The sequence below is a fragment of the Mesorhizobium sp. M0659 genome, from assembly GCF_040320605.1.
In the GTDB taxonomy this organism is placed as follows: Bacteria; Pseudomonadota; Alphaproteobacteria; order Rhizobiales; family Rhizobiaceae; genus Mesorhizobium.
This window is the reverse complement of sequence record NZ_JAMYPY010000003.1, coordinates 94023-113559: the sequence shown is the minus strand read 5'-3', so window position 1 is coordinate 113559 and position 19537 is coordinate 94023. Positions and strand designations below refer to the sequence as shown.

General features: G+C 63.4%; 17 protein-coding genes and 1 pseudogene. 9 read left to right on the top strand and 9 right to left on the bottom strand.

Annotated features, from left to right (window positions below; translation table 11 throughout):
• Position 1: 1 nt before the first annotated feature.
• Positions 2-1189: a Gfo/Idh/MocA family protein gene (locus NKI31_RS06010; RefSeq protein ID WP_352650822.1), complete on the top strand. Its 1188-nt coding sequence runs from the start codon at positions 2-4 to the stop codon at positions 1187-1189.
• 125 nt (positions 1190-1314) lie between these two features.
• Positions 1315-2166 (top strand): sugar phosphate isomerase/epimerase family protein, encoded by an 852-nt coding sequence (locus tag NKI31_RS06005; protein WP_023737513.1) that lies wholly within the window; start codon positions 1315-1317, stop codon positions 2164-2166.
• Between the two features lie 298 nt (positions 2167-2464).
• On the opposite strand, the gene NKI31_RS06000 is transcribed toward NKI31_RS06005, so the two are convergent.
• The 7 genes from NKI31_RS06000 to NKI31_RS05970 all read right to left on the bottom strand — a co-directional run bounded on the left by NKI31_RS06000 (position 2465) and on the right by NKI31_RS05970 (position 10062).
• Positions 2465-3481 carry a zinc-binding alcohol dehydrogenase family protein gene (locus NKI31_RS06000; RefSeq protein WP_023831616.1) on the bottom strand — a complete coding sequence of 339 codons (1017 nt, stop codon included), beginning with the start codon at positions 3479-3481 and terminating at the stop codon, positions 2465-2467.
• A gap of 70 nt (positions 3482-3551) precedes the next feature.
• A complete protein-coding gene (locus NKI31_RS05995) occupies positions 3552-4517 on the bottom strand; it encodes an ABC transporter permease (protein WP_023683015.1) in 966 nt (321 codons plus the stop codon).
• Between the two features lie 23 nt (positions 4518-4540).
• A complete protein-coding gene (locus NKI31_RS05990) occupies positions 4541-6064 on the bottom strand; it encodes a sugar ABC transporter ATP-binding protein (protein WP_352650820.1) in 1524 nt (507 codons plus the stop codon).
• Positions 6065-6211: 147 nt separating this feature from the next.
• Complete coding sequence (locus NKI31_RS05985; protein ID WP_023835033.1) at positions 6212-7204, bottom strand: ABC transporter substrate-binding protein; 993 nt, start codon at positions 7202-7204, stop codon at positions 6212-6214.
• A 12-nt stretch (positions 7205-7216) separates the two neighbouring features.
• Positions 7217-7432 (bottom strand): hypothetical protein, encoded by a 216-nt coding sequence (locus NKI31_RS05980; RefSeq protein ID WP_023669815.1) that lies wholly within the window; start codon positions 7430-7432, stop codon positions 7217-7219.
• A 73-nt stretch (positions 7433-7505) separates the two neighbouring features.
• On the bottom strand, positions 7506-8504 hold the full coding sequence (locus NKI31_RS05975) for an aldo/keto reductase (RefSeq protein WP_023704237.1): 999 nt from the start codon (positions 8502-8504) through the stop codon (positions 7506-7508).
• 52 nt (positions 8505-8556) lie between these two features.
• The gene (locus NKI31_RS05970) at positions 8557-10062 is read right to left on the bottom strand and encodes a UxaA family hydrolase (protein ID WP_023728563.1); all 1506 of its coding nucleotides are present in this window, start codon (positions 10060-10062) and stop codon (positions 8557-8559) included.
• A 257-nt stretch (positions 10063-10319) separates the two neighbouring features.
• Here NKI31_RS05970 and NKI31_RS05965 point away from each other — a divergent pair, with 257 nt between their 5' ends.
• The 5 genes and pseudogenes from NKI31_RS05965 (at position 10320) to NKI31_RS05945 (ending at position 14669) form a co-directional block, all read left to right on the top strand.
• The gene (locus NKI31_RS05965) at positions 10320-11222 is read left to right on the top strand and encodes a GntR family transcriptional regulator (protein WP_023819623.1); all 903 of its coding nucleotides are present in this window, start codon (positions 10320-10322) and stop codon (positions 11220-11222) included.
• A 209-nt stretch (positions 11223-11431) separates the two neighbouring features.
• Entirely contained in the window at positions 11432-11788 is a 357-nt protein-coding gene (locus NKI31_RS05960; RefSeq protein ID WP_023819624.1) for a DUF2946 family protein, read from the top strand.
• A 105-nt stretch (positions 11789-11893) separates the two neighbouring features.
• Entirely contained in the window at positions 11894-12433 is a 540-nt protein-coding gene (locus NKI31_RS05955; RefSeq protein WP_031193807.1) for a copper chaperone PCu(A)C, read from the top strand.
• A 39-nt stretch (positions 12434-12472) separates the two neighbouring features.
• Positions 12473-12990, top strand: a pseudogene (locus NKI31_RS05950) (YcnI family copper-binding membrane protein).
• 53 nt (positions 12991-13043) lie between these two features.
• Positions 13044-14669 carry a copper resistance CopC/CopD family protein gene (locus NKI31_RS05945; RefSeq protein WP_352650817.1) on the top strand — a complete coding sequence of 542 codons (1626 nt, stop codon included), beginning with the start codon at positions 13044-13046 and terminating at the stop codon, positions 14667-14669.
• 25 nt (positions 14670-14694) lie between these two features.
• On the opposite strand, the gene NKI31_RS05940 is transcribed toward NKI31_RS05945, so the two are convergent.
• Positions 14695-15132: a VOC family protein gene (locus tag NKI31_RS05940; protein ID WP_023692002.1), complete on the bottom strand. Its 438-nt coding sequence runs from the start codon at positions 15130-15132 to the stop codon at positions 14695-14697.
• 206 nt (positions 15133-15338) lie between these two features.
• Here NKI31_RS05940 and gnd point away from each other — a divergent pair, with 206 nt between their 5' ends.
• Positions 15339-16766 (top strand): NADP-dependent phosphogluconate dehydrogenase, encoded by a 1428-nt coding sequence (gnd, locus tag NKI31_RS05935; protein WP_352650815.1) that lies wholly within the window; start codon positions 15339-15341, stop codon positions 16764-16766.
• A gap of 33 nt (positions 16767-16799) precedes the next feature.
• Here gnd and NKI31_RS05930 read toward each other — a convergent pair whose 3' ends face one another.
• On the bottom strand, positions 16800-17843 hold the full coding sequence (locus tag NKI31_RS05930; protein WP_023683027.1) for a LacI family transcriptional regulator: 1044 nt from the start codon (positions 17841-17843) through the stop codon (positions 16800-16802).
• Between the two features lie 392 nt (positions 17844-18235).
• Here NKI31_RS05930 and NKI31_RS05925 point away from each other — a divergent pair, with 392 nt between their 5' ends.
• Positions 18236-19474: an ABC transporter substrate-binding protein gene (locus NKI31_RS05925; protein WP_023683028.1), complete on the top strand. Its 1239-nt coding sequence runs from the start codon at positions 18236-18238 to the stop codon at positions 19472-19474.
• The last annotated feature ends 63 nt before the right edge of the window (positions 19475-19537 follow it).

Below are 19537 nucleotides of genomic sequence, written 5' to 3'. Positions count from 1 at the left end.
CATGGTCGGCGCATCGAAGTCGGAAGCGGGGGGCGGCCCGATCCGCTATGGTATGGTCGGCGGCGGCCAAGGCGCCTTCATCGGCGCGGTGCACCGGATCGCGGCGCGCATGGACAATGACTTCGTGCTGGTGGCCGGCGCCCTGTCGGCCAATCCCGAGCGCGCCAAGGCTTCCGCCGCCGAACTCGGTCTCGACCCGGCGCGCAGCTACGCCTCCTATGCCGAGATGGCCAAGGCCGAGGCCAAGCGCCCGGACGGCATCGAGGCGGTGGCGATCGTCACCCCCAACAATGTGCACGTGCCGGCGGCCAAGGTCTTCCTCGAGGCGGGCATCCACGTCATCTGCGACAAGCCGCTGGCGACGACTTTGGCCGAGGCCAAGAAGCTCGCGGCCGTGGTTGAAAAGACCGGCAAGGTGTTCGTGCTGACGCACAATTACACTGCCTATCCGATGATCCGGCAGGCGCGCGAGATGGTGGCCAAGGGGCAGCTTGGCGACATCCGCATCGTTCAGTCCGAGTACCCGCAGGACTGGCTGACCGAGGATCTTGCCGCCACCGGCCAGAAGCAGGCGGCGTGGCGCTCCGACCCCAAGCAGGCGGGCGCGGGCGGCGCGCTCGGCGACATCGGCACCCATGCCTACAATCTGGCGCGCTTCGTCTCGGGTCTGGAGCTCGATTCCCTGTCGGCCGATCTCGACGCTTTCGTGCCGGGGCGACTGCTCGACGACAATGTCAATGTCATGCTGCGCTTCAAGCCGGTCGGCAAGGTGCATCCGGCCAAGGGCATGATCTGGGCAAGCCAGGTGGCGCCCGGCCACGAGAACGGGCTGAAGCTGCGCATCTATGGCTCGAAAGGCGGGCTGGAATGGGTGCAGGCCGATCCGAACTATCTCTGGTACACGCCGTTCGGCCAGCCCAAGCAGCTGCTCACCCGCAACGGCGCCGGCGCGCTGCCAGTTGCGGGACGCGTCAGCCGCGTTCCGTCTGGCCATCCGGAAGGCTATCTCGAAGGCTTCGCCAACATCTACCAGGAGGCGGCGCGGGCGATCCGCGCGGCACGCAAGAAGGGCGGCAAGCCGGGCAAGGACGTGGTGTTCCCGACCATCCAGGACGGCGTCGAAGGTATGGCGTTCATCGGGGCCTGCGTGAAGTCATCGAAGAAGAACGGGGCGTGGACGAAACTTTAGGGAGCGCCGGCGCCAAGTCTCTTCTCCCTTCGGGGAGAAGGTGGCCGCGAAGCGGCCGAATGAGGGCGCATGGTGCGAGGTGCGAAAGAAACCAGCGCGCGCCGTCAAATGGGGAGGGGCTGTCGATGAAAATCGGCATGTGCATGTTTTTGTGGACGACTTCCGTGTCTAAGAAACACGAGCCGTTGCTGCGCGACATCAAGGCGACCGGCTTCGACGGCGTCGAGATACCGATCTTCTCAGGCACGCCAGAGGACTACAAGAAGCTTGGCGATTTGCTCGACCGCATCGGGTTGGAGCGCACGGCTGTTACGGCGATGGGCGACCCGGCGATGAATCTGATTTCGCCGGATGCCGCGACCCGCAAGGCCGGCATCGGCTACATGAAATGGGCGATCGATTGCGCCCAGGCGCTCGGCGCGAGTACGCTGAGCGGGCCGCTGCATTCGACGCTCGGCGCCTTCTCCGGCAGCGGGCCGACCGCTGCCGAGAAGAAGCGCTCGATCGCCTCGCAGCGCGCCATTGGCGATCATGCCGGCAAGCGGAACGTTACCATCGGGTTGGAGGCGCTCAACCGTTTCGAGTGCTATCTGCTGAACACCATGGCCGATCTGTCCGAGCACGTCGATGCCATCGACCGGCCGCACATCAAGGCGATGTACGACACCTTCCACGCCAATATCGAGGAAGCCGACCCGATCGGCGCCTATACGAAGCACCGCAGGAATGTCGTGCACATCCACATTTCAGAGAACGATCGCGGCGTGCCGGGACGCGGGAACATTCCGTGGAAAGAGACTTTCGCGGCCATCCGCAAGAGCGGCTATGACGACTGGCTGACGATCGAGGCGTTTGGCAGGTCGCTGAAGGATCTGGCGGCGGCGACCAAGGTGTGGCGGGATTTTTCCGAGACGCCGGAGGCAGTTTATCGCGAGGGATACAGGCATATCAGGGATGGGTGGAAGCGGGCGGCTTAGCCGCTCACTTCCTCATCCACGGGCGGAGCGGGAGCGCAGCGCACGCGGAGACCCGAGGACCCATGCCGCGACTGTCGCGCGCCGCAGCGGTGCAGGTAGGAGATGCGAATGGACGCCTCTTTTTGCACCGCTGGATTCTAGCGCAGACGTCACCGAATGAATCCTCGGGTCTGCGCCGCGTCGCTTCGCTCCTTGCTCTGCCCATGGATGAGGAAGCGACGGGCCTTTTCGCAAATCGCCGAGGTATGCGATCTGCCTTAACTCGGCACTTATCGCTCCACCAAATTTTTCGGATGTCTTACCCCACCTCGATCACAGCCTTGATCAACCCCGATTTCTCATGCGCCCAGCGGGCGAGATCATCCGGCGTGCCGGCCAGCGTGGTGCGGTGGGTGACGAGTTTTGCCAGAGGCACGGCGCCGTTGCGTATCGAGGCGGCGACGTGGTCGAAATCGACTTTCAGCGCGTTGCGGCTGCCGATCAATGTCATTTCGCGCTTGTGGAATTCCGGATCGGAAAAGACGATGTCGTCCTTGACGACGCTGACCAGCACGAGCGTGCCACCATGCGCGACATGGGCGAAGGCCGACTGCACCGAGGCGGTGTTGCCGGTGGCGTCGAAGACGACGTCGAACCCTTCGCCGCCGGTTGCGTCGCGCACCAGTTCGGCTGCCGCTTTTTGTGAACCGTCGAGCGTGGCGAAGCCGAGTTCGCCTTTTGCAAAATCCAGCCGCTCCGTGCTCATGTCGAGCAGGCTGACATCGAGCCCGGCGATGCGCGCAAACAGCGCTGCGCCAAGGCCGATCGGCCCGGCGCCGATGACCAACGTGCGGGCGCCTGGTTCGGCGCGGGCACGCCGCACGGCATGCGCGCCGATGGCGAGGAATTCCACGGCCGCCGCATCGGCCAGCGACAAGCCGTTTGCTGGATAGAGATTCCGTGCCGGCACCAGGATCTGCTCGGCCATGGCGCCGTCGCGATGCACGCCAAGCACTTCGATCCTGACGCAGCAATTCGGCTTGCCGTGCCGGCAGGCGATGCATTTTCCGCAAGCGAGATAGGGATTGATGATGACGGGCTCGCCCACGGCAAGGTCGACATCTTCCCCGGTCTCGACGACGGTGCCCGACACTTCATGGCCCATGATGCGGGGATAGGCAAGGAACGGGTGCTTGCCTTCGAAGATGTGGTAGTCGGTGCCGCAGATGCCGACATGGCTGACGGCGACCAGCGCCCAGCCGGCAAGCGGCGCTCCTGGCGCCGGCCGGTCTTCCAGGACAAGCTCGCCGGGCGAGCGGCAGACAACAGCTTTCATTCGGCAATTCCAGTGTTCAAAAAGGCGCCGGTCCGTTGTTGAGCGGACCGACACGGAAGGTCAGGGAGGATTACTTGCCGCGACGGCGCAGGCCGTCGAAATAGACGATGATGATGATCAACGCGCCGGTGATGATGCGCTGCCAGAACGAGTTGACGTTGAGCAGATTGGCGCCGTTGTTGATGGTGGCCAGGATGAAGGCGCCGAGCAGCGGGCCATGCACCGAGCCGACGGCGCCGAACAGCGAAGTGCCGCCGATCACCGATGAGGCGATCGCCTGCAACTCCCAACCTTCCGCCTGGGTAGGGTTGCCGATGCCGATGCGCGCCGCCAGCAGCACGCCGACGAAGGCCGCGCACAGGCCCGACAGCGTGTAGGCCATGTAGATGGTGCGCTGGACATTGACGCCCGAGAGGCGCGAGGCCTCGGCATTGGATCCCACGGAGAAGAGATAGCGGCCCCAGCGGCTGTGGTGCAGGAAGATGTAGGCCGGGATGCCGACCAGGATCACCATCCAGAACAGATTGGGGATGCCGACAAAGGAACTGCGCGAGAACGCGGTGAAGCTGTCGCTGTTGATGTTGATCGAGTTGCCGTTGGTCATCAACAGGCCGATGCCGCGCAACGAGGTCAGCGTCGCCAGCGTGATGATGAAGGGCGGCAGGCCCATCTTGACGATGCCGAAGCCATGGAACAGGCCGATGGCAACGCCGACCAGCAGCGTCACCAGAATGGCGACCCAGATCGGGAAGCCGGCATTGATCATCATGGCGACAATGACGGTGGCGAAGCCGACCACGGCGCCGACCGAGAGGTCGATGCCGCCGGTGATGATGACGAAGGTCTGGCCGACCGCCATGATGGCGATCATCGAGCCCTGCCGCAAAAGATTGGCGATGTTGTTGGAGGAGGCGAAGCTCGGCGTCGCCACCGACAGCACGATCCAGAGCAGAACCAGCAACGCCAGAAGCGTCAGCCCGAACAGGACGTTGTAGTTCCGTTTCGGTTTTTCGATCGCGACGGTTTCGATGCTCATGGTTTCTCCCGTTTCTTGTTTTGTCAGCCGATCGCCTGCGTCAGCACGTCTTCGTGGCTAGCGGCGCGAAAGCCATGGCTGGCGACCAGTTTGCCGCGCCGGAACACGTGCAGCGTATCGGCGAGCTCGTAAACCTCGGGCAGATAGGACGAGATCAGGATGATGCCGGCGCCCTTGGACAACAGTTCCCCGAACAGGCGGTAGATCTCGGCCTTGGTGCCGACATCGACGCCGACCGTAGGCTCGTCGAAGATGAACAGCTTAGCGCCGTGCGCCAGCCATTTGCCGATAACGATCTTCTGCTGGTTGCCGCCGGACAGGCTGGAGGCCAGGGCGCCGCGTGTTGGCGTTTTGATGCGGAGGCCGGCGATCTGGCGATCGGCTTCAGCCTTTTCCTTCGTGTTCGAAATCAGCAGGTTGTTGGAGATGCGCTTGTAGATCGGCAGGTTGAGGTTGAGGCCGACCGGCAGGTTCAGGCACAGGCCCTGGTCGCGGCGGCTTTCCGGCGCCAGCGCCATGCCGAGCTTGATCGCGTCGTGCTCGGAATTGATGTGGACCGGCTTGCCTTGCCAAAGGACCTGTCCGGCCGACTTCTTGTGGCGGCCATAGAGCGTGGTGACGAACTCGCTCCGCCCGGCGCCGATCAGGCCATAGAGCCCGACGATCTCGCCGGCGCGCACCGACATCGAGACGTCTTCGAAGCCCTTGCCCGACAGGTTTCTGGTCTCGACGATCACGGCACCGGGGGTGAAATGCTCCTTGTGGTAGACTTGCTCGATCGAGCGGTTGATCATCATCTTGACCAGCTCGGCGTCATTGGTCTCGGCAATGTTGCGGGTGCCGACCAGCGTGCCGTCGCGCAGCACCGAGACGCGATCGGCGAGTTCGAACACCTCTTCCATGCGATGGCTGATGTAGATGATGGTGACGCCTTCGCCCTTGAGCCTGCGGATCAGCGTGAACAGCTGGTCAGCTTCCTTGCGGGTGAGATAGGCGGTCGGCTCGTCGAAAATCAGGAACTTGGTGCCGCGCACGGTGGCGCGGGCGGCGGCGATCAGCTGCTGCTGGCCAATGGTGAGGTCACCCAGCATGACATGCGCCGGCAGGTCGAAGCCGAGACCGTCGATGATCTTCTGCGCTTCCTTGACCATGGCGCGCTGCTGCAGGATGCCGAAGCGCGAATTCTCCTCGCCGAGGAACATGTTGGCGGCGACAGTGAGATGGCGGCAGAGCACGACCTCCTGATGCACGGCGTTGATGCCGAGCGCCATCGCCTCGTGCGGGGTTGCCAGCGCTGCCGGCTTGCCCTCCCAGACGACATCGCCGGAGGTGCGCGGCATAACGCCGGTCAGAAGCTTGATCAGGGTGGATTTGCCGGCGCCGTTCTCGCCGACGATGGCGTGGATCTCACCTGCCTTGAAGGCAAGGTGAACGGGCTTCAGCGCATGCGTGCCGGGATAGCGCTTTTCCAGCCCGTGCAGTTCGAGGATCGTCCTGCCGGGCGCAAGCGTTGGGGCCGGGTGCAGTTCCTGCGCCGTGGGCGTCATGACAATCCTCCCAGATTGGCCTTACGGTTGGCACGTCGCGATGCAGTCAAGCCGCATCGTCGAGGTGATTCAAGCCGGTGGATATTCAAGCTTGCATCCGGTGTTTCCGGGGCGCGAGGCCCCGGAAAGGATTTTTGGTTGACGGGCTCAGAGCTTCGGGTTGAGCAGGGCGTCGATCTTGGGATCTTTCATGTTTGCCTTGGTCACTAGGTTGGCGCCGGTGTCGACATTGGCCTCGACCTTCTCGCCCTTCGAGGCGGCGAGCGCGGTCTTGATGCCGTCATAGCCCATCCGGTACGGATCCTGGACGACGAGCGCGGAAATGACGCCGTCATTGAGGAACTTGATCAGCTTCTCGTCGCTGTCGAAGCCGACCAGCGCCAGCTTACCGCCAAGGTTGTTCTCGGCGACAGCCTGACCGACGCCCTGCGCCATGATCAGGTTGGACGCGAAGATGCCCTTGAGGTTCGGGTTGGCGGTGATCAGGTCGGTGGCGATGTTGAGACCGGTCGTTGCTTGGCCGTCGGCATATTTGTCCGCGACGAGCTTGAGCCCCGGATATTTCGCGGCCAGCTGCTCGGTGAAGCCCTGCTTGCGCTGCTCCAGCGAACCGGCGCCCGGCGCGTTGGTGATCAGGGCGACGTCGCCCTCGATCTTGCCGCCATTGGCTTCGCCGATGGCTGCTGCAAGACCGTCAGCGGCGACGCGTCCGCCCTGCACATTGTCGGTGGTCAGGAACGAGGTGAACGCCTTGGAGTCGGCGCCGGAGTCGATGCCGATGACCTTGACCTTGCTGGCCGCTTCATCGATCGGCTTGCCAAGCGCCTTGAATTCGGTCGGCGCGATGACGATCGCGGCCGGGTTGCCGGCGACGGCATTCTCGAGGATCGAGACCTGGCCGTTGACGTCGGTTTCAGCCTGGGCGCCGAGTTCGGGTACGTTGACGCCGAGATCCTTGCCGGCCTTGCGGGCGCCGGCCAGGACGATCTGCCAGTAGAAGGACGTGGTGTCCTTGACGATGATCGGAATGGTCACGTCCGCCGCCGAAGCCGGCGCCGTGTGCAGCGTGCCTGCAAACATCGAGGCGGCAGCAAGTGCCACCAGTGAACGGCGGTTGAGAATGCTGGTCACGAATTTCATTAGGAATCCTCCCTAGATCGCCCGGTGAAGGTTGCGGAAGCTCCATTTGGATAGGCGCGGCCCAAACAGAACTTTATCAATAAAAAACAGTTGCCGCTTTTTGATAGTGCATCGGTCCGGCCGACGCAAGCGGTGTTTCATATCGGCCTGCGCATGGCTCGGCGGGGAAACCTCCCTGCCGATCCTCAGTGCCACGTCCAGACGCTCCCGATCCTCCTTGATCATCATGGAATATTAATTCCACCGTAGAGTCAATATGGAATATTCATTCCTTCTTGAGAGCCGTGATCGTGGCGTTTCGTCAGCCGAGCTCCTGAACGATGGTGTAGGGAGCGTAGCGGGCGAATTCCGCTTGCGGCACCTGGACGTTGAACAGGTCGAGGTTGCGCGTCAGGTTGGCGGGCTTGGCCGTTCCGGTCAGCACGCTGGCCACGACAGGCTCCTGCAGCGGAAACTGCAATGCAGCCGCCGCCAGCGGATATCCGCCCTCATCAGCGATTTTCTCCATCGCCCCAACACGCTCGAGTATGTCCTGCGTCGCCGGCAGATAATCGAAATGCGCGCCGTGCACCGGCCCGGTCGCCAGGATGCCGGAGTTGAAAACGCCGCCGATGATGAGCGAAGTCTGTCGCTCACGACACAGCGGCAGCAACTCGGCTTCAGCCGAGCGGTCGAGCAGCGAATAGCGGCTGGCCAGCAGGATGCAGTCGAGCGGCGCTTCGCGCAGCACGTCGAGGCAGATCTGCACCTCGTTGACGCCGAGCCCATAGGCGGAAATCACGCCGGACGTTTTAAGCTCTTCCAGCGCCTTCAAGCCGCCGTCGATCAGCTGGCGAAAGTGCAGCTTCGTCTTCTCGACGCCATGTGTGTAGGTGCCGATGTCGTGCACAAACAGGATGTCTATCCGGTTCAGCCCGAGCCGGGCATAGGAGAACTCGACCGAGCGCATGATGCCGTCATAGGAGTAGTCGTAGTCGAGCGCGAAGGGCAGCGGGTCGACATAGGAATGATCGGGAACCTGGTCTTCCGGCACCGGGCGGAACAACCGTCCGACCTTGGTCGACAGCACATAGGAATCCCGCGGCTTGTAGCGCAGGAAATCGCCGGTCCGCCGTTCCGACAGGCCGAAGCCATAGAAGGGCGCGGTGTCGAAATAGCGCAGGCCGGCATCCCAGGCTGTCTGCAGCGTCTCCATCGCCGCTTCGCGCGGACAGGCCCGGTAGAGCCCGCCGATCGCCGCCCCGCCGAAGCTTATCTCAGTGACCTCGAGCGCAGTCGTGCCGATGCGGCGTTTGTCCATCCAAAGCCTCCCCTTGTGAGCCGTCGTTGCAGCCCGCTTTTTTCGTCGGTGGTTAGAGCGTCGCGCCGAGGTGCCACGGCACGAACTCGTTGTCGCCGTAGCCGAACGCCTCGCTCTTGGTCTTGCGGCCCGATGCCGTCTCGACGATGAGTTCGAAGAGTTCCCGGCCCATGCCGGCGATGGTCTTCTCACCCGAAGCGATGACACCGCAATTGACGTCCATGTCCTCTTCCATCTGGTGGTACATGGTCGAGTTGGTGGCGACCTTGATCGACGGCGTCGGCCGGCAGCCGAAGCAGGAGCCGCGGCCGGTGGTGAAGACGATGATGTTGGCGCCGCCCGCCACCTGACCGGTCGCCGAGACCGGGTCGTAACCGGGCGTGTCCATGAACACCAGGCCACTGCCGGTGACCTTTTCGGCATAACCGAAGACGCCGTTGAGCGGAGTCTGGCCGCCCTTGGCGACGGCGCCCAGCGACTTTTCCAGAATGGTGGTCAGGCCGCCGCGTTTGTTGCCGGGCGAGGGGTTGTTGTCGATCGAAGCGCCGTGCTTGGCGACGTGGTCTTCCCACCATTTGACAAAACCGTCGAGCTTCTTGGCGATCTCCGGCGTTGCCGCGCGATAGGCGAGCAGATGTTCGGCGCCATAGATCTCCGTCGTCTCCGACAGGATGCCGATGCCGCCGACGCCGGCCAGGATGTCGACCGCCGCTCCCAGCGCGGGATTGGCGGTGATGCCCGACATGCCGTCGGAACCGCCGCATTGCAGGCCGACGACGATCTCCGAGACCGGGATCGGCTCGCGCTGATACTGGCCGACTTCCTCGGCGATTTCGGCGAGCACGCCCATCGCCTTTGCGACCGATTTGCGCGAACCGCCGGCGTCCTGGATATTGAAATGGCGTTTTCCCGCCGCCGCACCCTTCTGGCCGTAAAGGGTGAGCTGGTTGACCTCGCAGCCGAGGCCGACCATCAGCGCGCCACCGAAATTCGGGTGGCGGGTGTAGCCGGCGAGCGTGCGGTGCAGCACCATCATGCCGTCGCCGGTGCCGCTCATGCCGCAGCCCTGGCCATGGACGATCGGGACGAAGCCGTCGATCCCCGGATATTTCGGCAACAGCACGCGGTTGGCCTCGTCGGCAATGGCGTGGCAGACGGTGGCCGAGCAATTGACGCTGGCGATGATGCCGATGAAGTTGCGCGTGCCTGCACGGCCATCGGCGCGACGATAGCCCATGAATGTCCGGGCGCGGTCAGCTTCGGTGGCGTGCTCCGCTTCGCTCGGCGGCACCACCGGCAGGCGGCCGGATTCAAAAACCAGATTGTGCGAATGGACGTGGTCGCCGGGCGCGATGTCCTGGGTGGCGCGGCCGATGGCCTGGGCATACTTGACCACCGCCTCGCCGGCGGCGATAGGCTTGATCGCCACCTTGTGGCCGGGCTCGATCAAGGCCGTGGCGACGGCGCCGCCGGGCAGAGGGGTGCCGATCTCGATGCGGCCATTGGCGACCGCGACATTGTCGGCGGGGGACAGAAGAATGCTGTTCGAGGCGTTCACGGGCAGTTTCCTGGGTCTGTTCCTGGGGATGCGCGGATTGACACGCGTCTGTTTACATATAATGTCTTTTATCGTGAAAAAACATTTGTGCGTCAATTGTTTTTTCAGGAGGAGACCATGCGTCCGATGGACGCTTGGCTTGTGGGGAGCGGCGTCTGACACGCAGAGCGTTTTGCCTTGCCGGGTGAGCGCCAGGACATATGTGATATCGCGCTTCAAGCCAGCCACAGCAAGCGCCGGCGCGCAACGGGGCAGGGATGTCGAAGAGCAACAACGTCTACAAGGACGCTTACAATAGGGGTCTGCGGCTGCTCGATGAGACGCAGAGCCTGCCGTCGGAGCCGGAGCTGGGCACTTTGCTTGGCGTCAGCCGTACCACCGTGCGCACCATTCTGGCGCGCATGGAAGAGACCGGGCTGATCGCGTGGAACAAACGCAGCAAGACAGTGCTCAGGACGCCGAAGCCGGATGATTTCTTCCCCGAGGAGGAGACAGACACACTGGCCCAGATCATCGAGCGGTCGTTTATGCGCAGGTTGCTGGCCGGCGGTGCAGAGGCCGGCATGCAGATCAACGAGCTCGAACTGGCGCGCGAGATCGGCGTCGGCACCACCAGCGTGCGCGAGTTCCTGATCCGCTTCTCCCGCTTCGGCCTGATCGAGAAGCGGCGCAACAGCCACTGGGTGCTGAAAGGATTTACCCGTGCCTTTGCGCTCGAACTCACTGAAATCCGCGAGATGTTCGAGATACGCTCGGCGGCGGCCTTTGCCGCCTTGCCTGGGGATAGTCCGGTCTGGGCGGATCTCGACCGGCTGGAAGACGAGCACCGGCTTCTGGCAAGCGAAATCGCCACCCGCTTCAACGAATTCTCGGAGCTCGACGAGCGCTTCCACCGGCTGATCCACCGGGCGTCGCACAATCGCTTCATCGTCGACTTCTACGACGTCATCGCCATGATCTTTCACTACCACTACCAGTGGAACAAGGCGCAGGAGCGCGAGCGCAACGAAGTCGCGGTGAGCGAGCATCTCGCCTATATCACATCGCTCAAATCGCGCGATCTCGGCAAGGTCGACGCCGCCTGCCGCAAGCATCTGAAGTCGGCGCGCCACACGCTGTTGACGTCGATTCCGGAAATCGGCGGCCGCCCGGCTTCCTGACTGCGACGTCCGAAGGGAGGTTATGCGCACAAGGTCCTATGCATGCCCTTATCCCAAAACCGCTGCGCACTTTTGGCGACAAGCATCGAACGCGCCGCGTTGCCGCAGCTATGGTTTGGCGATTTTCCGCCGGCATGCCGCGTGCTAGATATCCAAGCGTTGCTGCGTGAAGAGGCAGGTCTTTGAACTTCCGGCGTAAGAGATGGAGCATGACGGCCGCCTTTGTCGCGGCCTGTGTGCTGCTGCTCCAGTCGACGCTCGGCGTGTTTGCTTTCGGCATTGCGCCGGACGCCTCGCAACTCGACGCTTTCGGCAACGTCATCTGTACACATGAGGGGGCGGTCCAGTTTCCCGGCGGGGATCCGCACCAGCCGCACATGCCGGCGTGCTGCATGCTCGGCTGCAGCACGGCCTCCGTCGCCCATGCGCCGCCGGCAGGCGTCGGCGTGGCGCCGGTGAGCCTGTCTTTTGAAACAGTCGCGTTTCTCCCGCCGGCAGTCAGGCATCACGACGTCACGCGTGAGCGCTCTCCGGCCAATCCGCGCGCCCCGCCGCTTGCCGGCTGAAAAGCCGCCGCTCGCTTGGCGTAACCCGCGCGGGCGATAATCATCCAATGATAAACACGTTCGCAGCCTAACAACGGTGCGACTTCATATTCATGGAGGCTACCCATGTCCCGTTTTCGTCATGCCGGCGCGTTGCGCTGCAGCACCCCTATCTTCACCACTATCGAGCAGCGTCTCGGCAGCGCCCTCTTTGCCTTTGCACTGTTGTTCGCCGGCGCCCATTCCGTCCTTGCGCATGAGTTCAAGGCCGGTGACATCGAGATCGAGCATCCCTGGTCCCGTGCCACGCCAGCCGGCGCCAAGGTCGCCGGCGGCTATTTCACCATCGTCAACAAGGGCAGCGCGCCGGACCGGCTGCTGTCGATTGCCTCCGACATTTCGGGCAAGGCCGAACTGCATGAAATGGGAGTCAAAGACGGCGTCATGACCATGCGCCCGGTCAGTGGCGGCCTGGACATTCCGGCGGGCGGCAAGATCACGCTGGGTCCCGGCGCCTACCACGTGATGTTCATGGATTTGAAGCAGCCCCCTAAAGAAGGCCAGATGTTTGCCGCTACGCTGACTTTCGAGAGGGCCGGAACCGTGACCGTCGAGTTTGCCGTGCAAGCCATAGGCAGCGCGCCACCCCTGGAAGACAACGACTGACCAATTATTGCCAATCAATTTTTTCGAGAGGGACCCATCATGAACAAGCATCTTTTGCCGGCCGCTGCATTCCTCGTCCTGGGGACAAGTGCCGCCTTAGCCCATATCACGCTCGAAACAAAGGAGGCTGCGGTCGGTTCGACCTACAAGGCCGTGCTGCGCGTGCCGCATGGCTGCGAAGGCAAGGCGAGATTGCCGTGCGCGTGCAGATCCCGGAAGGGGTGATCGGGGTGAAGCCGATGCCCAAGCCCGGCTGGACGCTGCAGGTCAAGAAAGGCAAGTACGAGAAATCCTACCAGCTCTATGGCGAGGCGGTGACCTCGGGCGTCAAGGAAGTCGACTGGAGCGGCGGCAGCCTGCCGGATGAATTTTATGACGAGTTCGTCTTCCGCGGCACGTTGGCCGCCGATCTGCCGGCCGGGCAAAAACTCTATTTTCCGGTGGTGCAGGAATGCGATGGCGCCACCACGCGTTGGATAGAGATTCCGGCGGCTGGTCAGGAGGAGGATGCGCTGGAAGATCCGGCGCCCGGCCTCAACCTGCTGCCGAAGAAATGATGCATTGGCGGCGCGCTGCTTCGAAGCGGCGCGCCACTGTTTTGGTGGATGGCATGAACGTGGCCTGTTTTCAGCGGATAGAACGGACAGCCGGCAGGTGCTTCGGCCTGCTGGCCGCGATCCTGCTGCTTGCCGTCCTTGCCACGCCAAACCAGGCCTTTGCCCATGCGGCGCTGATCAAGGCCGAGCCTGCCGACGGCGCGGTTCTGGAGCGAGCGCCGACGCAATTTTCGCTGACCTTCAGCGAGCCTGTGTCGCCGCTGGTGCTGACCTTGGTGCGGCCCGACGGTACGCCTGTCGCTTTGACCTCGTTTCGGTTGAGCGACCAAACGGTTGAGATCGACAATCCACAAAAGCTCGGGCCGGGCACCCATGTCTTGAGCTGGCGGGTGATTTCCGCCGATGGCCATCCGGTCGGCGGCTCGGTGCTGTTTTCCGTTGGCGCGCCAAGTGCGGCGCCGGCGGTGGGGGAAGCTGTCGACATAGATTTGCGGTCAGCGATCTGGACCGGCAAGGTTCTTCTCTACATCGGGCTTTTCCTCGGCATTGGCGGCGCCTTCGCGCTGACATGGCTGGCGCAAGGCCAGCGCTCAGGCCAGCGCTTCGTCATTGCCGCCATCCTGTGCGGGCTGGTCGCAGCACCCCTGTCGCTCGGGTTCGAGGGGCTGGACGCGCTGGGCGCGCCACTCGCCCGGCTGGCGCAACCGGTGGTCTGGCGGACGGCGCTTGGCACCAGCTTCGGCTGGACGGTGCTGATTTCGCTGGCGGCGCTCGGGCTTGGCCTGCTGTCGTTGGTCGGATCGCGTGCTGGCGCCAGGCCGTTGGCGCTCTCCGGGCTGGCCGGTGTGGGTGCAGCCCTTGCCGCCAGCGGCCATGCCAGTGCAGCCGAACCGCAATGGCTGACGCGGCCTATGGTGTTCCTGCATGGCGCCGGCATCGCTTTCTGGGCTGGAGCATTGCTGCCGCTCGGCCTGGCGTTGAGCAGCCAATCGGTGGAAGCCGGGGCGTTCCTGCGGCGGTTTTCGCGCGCGATCATGCCCGTGGTGGTAGTGCTTGCCGCCGCCGGTGTGGTGCTCGCCATCATCCAGGTGCAGACACCGGCGGCACTGGTCAACACCGCCTATGGCCGGCTGCTGCTGATCAAGCTGGCGCTGCTGGTGTTTCTGTTCACGCTGGCGGCGGTCAATCGATGGCGGCTCACCGCCTTGGCCGAGGCCGGAGCGACGGAAGTGCGGCGACGGCTTAGCCGCTCGATCTCAGTCGAAATGCTGATCGTGCTCCTGATCTTCGGCGTTGCCGCCGGCTGGCGCTTCACGCCGCCGCCACGGGCCCTGGCAATCGCCGCGGCACAACCGACGTCGACCCATATCCACACTATGAAGGCGATGGCCGACATCGACATCACGCCCGGCCATACCGGGGAGGTCACCGCCTCCATCGTCATCATGGATGGCGATTTCGGCCCGCTCGACGCCAAGGAAGTGACGCTGGTGCTGTCCAAGCCCGATTCGGGGATCGAGCCGATCAAGCGTCCGGCGACCAAGCCAGGCGACGGCACCTGGCGCGTCGATAATCTCGTCATTCCGATTCCAGGCCGCTGGACGGCGCGGCTCGATATTCTGGTTTCGGATTTCGAAGTGGTAAAGATCGAAGCGCCGATCGATATCCGCGCCGAGTGATATTCAGCCCGCCTGCGAAGGGCGCTCAGCCGAGTTCCTGGGCTAACCCGATGAGATGCCCTTCCGGCCCGCGGATGTAGCAGAGCCGATACACGTCCTGGTAACGGACGACTTCACCGGCCAGCTGCGCGCCACGCTTGCGGAGCCTTTCAAGCGTGTCGTCGATGTCGTCCACGGTAAACATGACGCGCAGGTAGCCCAGGGCATTGACCGGGGCGTTGCGGTGATCGGCGACGACCGTCGGCGTGAGGAAGCGGGAGAGCTCGAGCCGGCTATGGCCATCCGGTGTGCGCATCATGGCAATCTCGACGTGCTGATCGCCGAGCCCGGTGACACGTCCGGCCCACTCGCCTTCGATCGTCGCCCGCCCTTCCAGTTCGAGGCCGAGCTCGCGAAAGAAGGCAATCGTCTCGTCGAGGTCATCGACGACGATCCCGACATTGTCCATCCGTTTGACTGCCATAAGTTCAACCTAACGTCATATGTTCGATCGGCAAGGCGTCGCCTGGTCACCAACTGACCCTTCCTGACTCGGTCTGACACAACGCAGACGCAACACAATTCGGCGAGGCGGTTGACGTGGCGCGAAAGGCCCGTCAATCATCTCGCCGAAAAATGGGCATCCCGAAAAACGCGGCCTCAACAAAATCCGAAAGCAGGGAAGAAACGATGGAAAAAGCCGAAATAGGCCTGATCGGCCTTGGCACAATGGGCTCCAACCTCGCGCTCAACATTGCCGAGCACGGGCACCGCATCGCCGTCTTCAACCGCACCAAGGCGCGCACCGATGCCTTCCTCGAAGGCGCCGGTTCGCTCAGGGACATGGTAGTGCCCTGCTACAGCCTGGAGGAACTGGCAGCTGCGATCAAGCCGCCGCGCCCGATCATCATCATGGTGCTGGCCGGCAAGCCGGTCGACGAACAGATCGAAGCGCTGCGCGGCGTGTTGTCTGACAACGATATCGTCATCGATGCCGGCAACGCCAATTTCCGCGATACGATGCGGCGCTTTTCGGAACTGTCGGGCTCAGGTCTCACCTTCATAGGCATGGGCGTATCCGGCGGCGAGGAAGGCGCGCGCCATGGACCGTCGATCATGGTCGGCGGCACCGAAGACTCCTGGAAGCGCGTCGAACGCGTGCTGACCGCGATCTCGGCTAAGTACAAGGATGAACCGTGCGCTGCCTGGCTTGGCACAGACGGCGCCGGGCATTTCGTGAAAACCATCCACAACGGCATCGAATATGCCGACATGCAGATGATCGCCGAGATCTACGGCATCCTGCGTGACGGTCTCGGCATGGGGCCGAAGGAGATCGGCAAGGTCTTCGAGGACTGGAACAAGGGCCGGCTCGATTCGTATCTGATCGAGATCACCGCCAAGGTGCTGGCCGCCGACGATGCAAAGACCGGCAAGCCGGTGGTCGACATCATCCTCGACCGTGCCGGCCAGAAGGGCACCGGCAAATGGTCTGTCATCGAGGCGCAGCAGCTCGGCATTCCGGCGACGGCCATCGAGGCGGCGGTGGCGGCCCGCGTGCTGTCCTCGATCAAGGATGAGCGGCAGGCGGCCGAAAAAGCCTATGGCAATATCGGCGTCATCAAGATCTCCGGCGACAAGGCGGCACTTCTGAAAGACCTGGAGCTGGCGCTGCTCGCCGGCAAGATCGCCGCCTATGCACAAGGTTTCGCGGTGATGAGCGCCGCCTCGAAGGAGTTCAACTGGAACTTGCCGATGCCGACCATCGCCAAGATCTGGCGTGCCGGCTGTATCATCCGCTCGCAGATGCTCGACACCATGGCGGAAGCCTTCGGCTCAGGCGGCGCGTCCACCAACCTTTTGATGGCGCCGGCTTTCACCACCATGATGCAGGAGGCGCATCCGTCGCTCCGGCGCATCGTCGCAAGAGCGTCGGAGGCCGGTTCGCCCGTGCCGGCGCTGGCGTCGGCGCTTGCCTATTTCGACAGCTACCGCCAGGGCCGCGGCACCTCGAACCTGATCCAGGCGCAGCGCGATTTCTTCGGCGCGCATGGTTTCGAGCGCATCGGCGAGCAGGGGGCTTTCCATGGCCCATGGGGCAGCGGCGCTGCCGGCTAGGGTCAGGTGAGGCGGCCTCTCAGGTCGTGCCAGTCAGCCCTGATACGCGACGACGTCGCCTGGCTTGACCACAGTCTGCAAAGAGCCAGGTGCCGCGCCGCCTATCCAGCCCAGCACGGCGCGGGCAAGCTCGGTGCCGGCGAGGCGGAAGTCTTCGTTGACGATCAGCAACTCCCGGCGGAACAGATGCAGCAGTTCCGACGATTGCTTGGACACGACATCGACGTCGCGGCCGAGTTTCAGGCCGGCATCCTCGATGCCGGCGACGATGGCCAGCGTTGCTGCGGCGGCGCTGCTGACGAAACCGTCCGGCCTGACGTCGCGGCGCATCAACTGCGCGGTCCGCGTCCTGATCTGATCGATCGACTGGTCGATCGAAACAGCGTTGAACGGCACTTCGCTGGCGTCGACCTCGCTCAGTGCGTCGGCAAAGCCATTGACCGTGTGGTCGTAATAGGTGAGCCCGACCGGCGGCGCTACCAGCGCCAGCCGGCGCCGGCCGACGCTGGCCAGATGGCGCACCGCTTCGGCGGCGAAGGCGTAATTGTCGAAGTCGTGATAGGGGTGGACAAGCCCCATATCGGTGCGGCCATGCGTGGCAAAGGGTATGCCACGCTCCAGCATGTAGCGGGCGCGCGGATCGTTGGGCTGCGTGCGTGAGATGATGACGCCATCGGCCGAGCCGGACTCGACCAGATACTTTACCGGGTCCAGCGGATCCTGCGAGCGCGAGTAGGGCGTGACGATCAGGTGATAGGGTGTGTCGGCAATGACCTCCGAGACGCCGTAGATGATGTCCGAGACAAAGCTCATGATCTCGCGCTCGGTATTGAGCACGAGGCTGATAACATTGGTCTTGCCAGTCCGCAGGCGCACGCCGGCGCGGTTCGGCCGGTAGCCGATCTGCCTGGCGACGAGTTGAACCCGCCGCCTGGTCTCGGCGCCGATCTCGGGTGCATCCTTGAGCGCGCGCGAGACGGTGGTGACGCCGAGCCCGGTCATGAAGGCAAGCGTTTTCAGCGTCGGCCGCTCATGCGCCGACGCCTCGTCGTCCTTCTCCGTCTGGTCCCTGTCCATTCGTCCCGCCCCGTCAGGCGCATAGCAGCCGCCGGACCAGCCGACAATCGCTTCGATGACGATGTGGCACGGTTCTTCGCCGTCAGGCCTCAATATACTGAAACGTTACAGATTTCCAACATCGCAGCGCGTGGGTCTCTCAAGCCATGGTTTTGGCAGGGTTTTGGCGGCCAGAAACGTTGCGCGACAATCAGGTTCGAGACGGTTTTCTTGCGCTGCAGCATGATTTTGCAGCGCAGCACCCGGTTTTGCGCGGAGTTTGCCGGTTTGCACGCAACGAATTTGTTCGCGCCTCGAAAAAACATTCGAGCGCGTTTATCTCAGGGGTTGCACGCTCCGCATAATTGCCGTATCGAAAATCTGTAACGTTTCAGATTCTGGGAGGAACCGAAATGCGCTATAGACTTTTGACCGCTGCCCTTGCCGCGACGGCCGCGCTTCAGCTTGCCGGCCCGGCGGCCGCCACCGACCTGGAAGTCACCCATTGGTGGACGTCGGGCGGCGAGGCGGCGGCGGTTGCGGAATTCGCGAAGGCTTTTGACGCGACCGGCAATCACTGGGTCGACGGCGCCATTGCCGGATCCGGCGGCACGGCACGGCCGATCATGATCAGCCGCATCACCGGCGGCGATCCGATGGGCGCCACCCAGTTCAATCACGGCCGGCAGGCCGAAGAACTGGTGCAGGCCGGCCTGATGCGCGACCTCACCGATGTCGCCACCAAGGGCAAGTGGACGGAAATCGTGCGGCCGAAGAGCCTGCTCGACAGTTGCACCATAGACGGCAAGATCTACTGCGTGCCGGTCAATATCCACTCCTGGCAGTGGTTGTGGCTGTCGAACGAAGCCTTCGAGAAGGCCGGCGTGCCGCTGCCGAAGGACTGGAATGAATTCGTGGCGGCAGCGCCCGCCCTGGAAAAGGCGGGCATCATCCCGCTCGCTGTCGGCGGACAAGCCTGGCAATCTTCCGGCGCCTTCGATGTGCTGCTGGCGGCGGTCGGCGGCACCGATGCATTCCTCAAGGTCTACAAGGACAAGGACGCCAAGTTCGCCGCTGGGCCCGAGATCGCCAAGGTCTTCAAGGCCGCCGACGATGCCCGCAAGATGGCGAAGAACACCAATGTGCAGGACTGGAACCAGGCGACCAATCTGGTCATCACCGGCAAGGCCGGCGGCCAGATCATGGGTGACTGGGCGCAAGGCGAGTTCCAGGTTGCCGGCAAGGTCGCCGGCAAGGACTATGCCTGCCTGCCGGGCCTCGGTCTGAACGAAGTTATCGCCACCGGCGGCGACGCCTTCTATTTCCCGCTGCTCAAGGATGCCGACAAGTCCAAGGCGCAGGAGGTGTTGGCAGAGACGCTGCTCGACCCTAAGACTCAGGTCGCCTTCAATCTCAAGAAGGGCTCGCTGCCGGTGCGCGGTGACGTCGATCTCAATGCGGCGAACGACTGCATGAAGAAGGGTCTGGCCATCCTCGCCAAGGGCGCCGTCATCCCGTGGACGGACCAACTGCTTTCGCAGGATACCCAGAAGCAGAAGGAAGATCTCTTCGCCGAATTCTTCGCCAAGCCGGACCTGACCATCGAAGACGCGCAGAAGCGCTTCGCCGACCTCATCGCTTCGGCAGACTGACGTTGGAGGCAATACACCTCGCTCCCGGCCTTGCGAAAGCAGGGCCGGGATCGCACCGCCCTT